Here is a 2,988-nt window from a genome sequence, read left to right as displayed (position 1 = left end):
CATTTTGTGTTTAGGTTTGTTTTTATGCTGAAATGCGATATTGAATAATTCGTAAAATGATTTATTTACAAATAAAGGGAAACATGGTATGATAGGGTAATGGACAAAACTATTCGTGAAAGCCTACTTTATCGAATAGTTTGAAATGTAAATATGTGTATGCACTTAATCTATTTGCTAAACTATTCATTCGTTATATTTGAAAGGATGTTCTCATGAAACTTCAACGTCTTCTAAGTTTAACCCGCCAGGCGGTTGATGACTATCGTCTGATTCAATCCGGCGATAAAATAGCTATCGGTATTTCTGGCGGTAAAGACAGCCTGACACTTTTATATGCTTTACAGGGGCTTCGTCGGTTTTACCCGGAACCATTTGAGCTTTGTGCTATTACAGTTGATCTGGGCTTTCAGGCACTTTCTCCGGAGGTTTCGAACCGGTTGTCGCCGACGCTTTCATCGGATGCGGCTGCATTTGATTTAAAACCGGTTCAGGAGCTTTGTGATGAATTAAACGTGCCCTACACGGTCGTTCCGACGGAAATCGGCAAGATTCTCTTTGAAACCCGTCAGGAATCCAATCCATGTGCGCTCTGTGCCAAGATGCGAAAAGGCGCTTTAAATGAAGCGGCTCTGAAACTTGGCTGTAATAAAATCGCCTATGCACATCACCGTGACGATCTGATCGAAACCATGCTTTTATCCTTGATTTATGAGGGGCGTTTCTATTCCTTCTCGCCGAAAACCCATTTGGACAAAACGGGATTGACGCTGATCCGCCCGCTGATGTATGTCCAGGAAGCCGATGTGATCGGATTTAAAAACAAATATCATCTTCCTGTCTGTAAAAATCCATGTCCCGTAGATGGAAAAACAAAACGCGAGTATGTGAAACAATTAACAAGGAAACTCAACCATGATTCACCGGGGGTAAAGGATCGCTTTTTCCATGCGATTATTGATGGAAACAATCCCGGATGGCCGGAACGGACCGATCGACACCTGAAAAATTTGATACATTCGGACCTTTCATCATCACCAAAGGAGGAATTGTGATATGGCTGCACTCTCCTACCACGAACAGGAAGACATCGAAAACACAAAACGAATCCGAGGCATTCTGAAAGAGCTGCCACCGTTCTGTACCGATTTCTTCCGTGGCATTGAACCTCGTACATCAGCGCGCACCCGGCTTGCGTATGCCTATGATTTAAAAACATTTTTTGATTTCCTGAAACAAGCAAATCCAGAGCTTAAATCAAAGAAGCTGCGCGATTTGCCGCTCTCTCTTCTGGATGAAATCAAATTGATGGATCTGGAAGAATATATGGAGTATCTAAAATGTTATTCGACCGAAAAACGAGAGGATCTGATGAATACAGAGCGGGGTATCATGCGGAAAGTCTCGACGGTTAAGAGCTTTTACAACTACTTTTATCGGACCGAGCGGATTCAGAATAACCCCGCTTCTCTTCTGCAGCTTCCCAAGATTCATGAAAAAGAAATTATACGCCTCGATGTTGACGAGGTGGCGCGTTTCCTGGATGAGGTTGAGGATGGCGAATGTCTGACCGAAAAACAGAAAGCCTACCATGCAAAGACCAAGCTGCGAGATCTGGCGATGATGACGCTTCTGCTTGGTACGGGGCTTCGTGTATCAGAATGTGTCGGACTGAATATCAACGATGTTGATTTCCGAAACGGTGGTCTTAGGATTCATCGAAAAGGCGGAAAGGAAGTCATCGTATATTTTGGTGCCGAGGTAGAATATGCGCTTCAGGACTATCTCAGCGAGCGTGAACATATTGTCCCAGAGGAAGGCAGCGAAGAAGCACTCTTTCTCTCCATGCAGCGTAAGCGCATTAACGTACGCAGCGTGGAAAAAATGGTCAAAAAATACGCACAGCTCGTCACACCGCTAAAAAAGATCACGCCACATAAACTCCGCAGCACTTACGGCACGAATCTGTACCGTGAAACTGGCGATATTTACCTCGTCGCAGATGTTTTGGGACACAGTGATGTCAATACGACGAAGAAGCATTATGCGGCGCTGGAGGATGAACGGCGGCGAAGCGCAAGGAATAAGGTGCAGCTGAGAGAAAAAGAGTAAAAATAAGAAAAAATCAGAAATAAAGGAAAAGTAAAAAAATTTTTTAGGTAAAAAAGGCTAATTTCGTACTTTATTTCCGTGTAAAGTGAAAATAGTATTTTGCTAAAATAAAGTTCAAAATTCATATTTGCCAAGAAAACCGATGACCTCGACTGCTTATAGTCTATGCCATCGGTTTTCCTAGTTCAAGCACTCTCACTCTGCTTCATCTGTGTCTCAATAACTTCGTCTAAGTTGGCTGCTGTAGTTTGTTCACTCATAGCCTTCTGCCTCTAATAATAAACACTGCAAAGGTTTAAAATATCCTGCAACAGATCATACTCCATCTTTGCCTTATCATTCATTTGATAATTTATCAGAGCCTTTTGCGAGTACATCGCATCTACGCTTTGCGTTTTCGTTGAAAATTCCATCAAAGTATCCGGGCCAATGCCCAAACTGGTAAAAATTTTATTTAAATGCTTATCGAATGAGCTTTTACTATCTATCTCGCCATTTGAAATTTTATCTAAAGTAGGTCGAGAAATTTCTGCCTTTTTGCAGAACGATACCTTAGAGAATCCATTGCCACTGATGTAGTCCTTTAATTTTATTCCTGTCAGTTTTCTCATTTCAAAAAGTTCATCAAAACGCACTCTCTATCTCTCCCAGTAACAAATTGTCAATAGTTTTTTAATCACTTTTCTTAAAAAGGCAAAAAATAGAACGTATAGTAAACGCTATGGTGCGTTGACAACGTATAGATTATTTCCGTACGCTCTATCTCTCATTTCGTAAACGCTCCATAGCAAGTACCTTGCCAGCCCAAAGTGCTGCAACATGGTTTTGCAAGCAATAATCCGCAACGTTCGCTCCTCCAGTATTCACCTGTAATCT

3 protein-coding genes are annotated in these 2,988 nt (G+C 41.9%); 2 read left to right on the top strand and 1 reads right to left on the bottom strand.

Annotated features, from left to right (window positions below):
* Positions 1-215 precede the first annotated feature (215 nt).
* Positions 216-1,055: a tRNA lysidine(34) synthetase gene (locus QVO97_RS01430; protein ID WP_022358643.1), complete on the top strand. Its 840-nt coding sequence runs from the start codon at positions 216-218 to the stop codon at positions 1,053-1,055.
* Between the two features lies 1 nt (position 1,056).
* The gene (locus QVO97_RS01425) at positions 1,057-2,112 is read left to right on the top strand and encodes a tyrosine-type recombinase/integrase (RefSeq protein WP_022358642.1); all 1,056 of its coding nucleotides are present in this window, start codon (positions 1,057-1,059) and stop codon (positions 2,110-2,112) included.
* 272 nt (positions 2,113-2,384) lie between these two features.
* On the opposite strand, the gene QVO97_RS01420 is transcribed toward QVO97_RS01425, so the two are convergent.
* Complete coding sequence (locus tag QVO97_RS01420) at positions 2,385-2,747, bottom strand: helix-turn-helix domain-containing protein (protein WP_022358641.1); 363 nt, start codon at positions 2,745-2,747, stop codon at positions 2,385-2,387.
* Between the last annotated feature and the right edge of the window lie 241 nt (positions 2,748-2,988).

This window comes from Clostridium sp. CAG:43, from assembly GCF_000434655.1.
GTDB classification, from domain to species: Bacteria; Bacillota; Clostridia; order Lachnospirales; family Lachnospiraceae; genus Otoolea; species Otoolea fessa.
Note: the sequence above shows the minus strand (reverse complement) of the source record. Positions and strands in the feature narration are given on the sequence as shown.

What these genes read in the sequence shown, in the direction of transcription:
- QVO97_RS01425 (WP_022358642.1), top strand. Translation starts at nt 1,057, where the DNA reads ATGGCTGCACTCTCCTACCACGAACAGGAAGACATCGAAAACACAAAA.
- QVO97_RS01430 (WP_022358643.1), top strand. Translation starts at nt 216, where the DNA reads ATGAAACTTCAACGTCTTCTAAGTTTAACCCGCCAGGCGGTTGATGAC.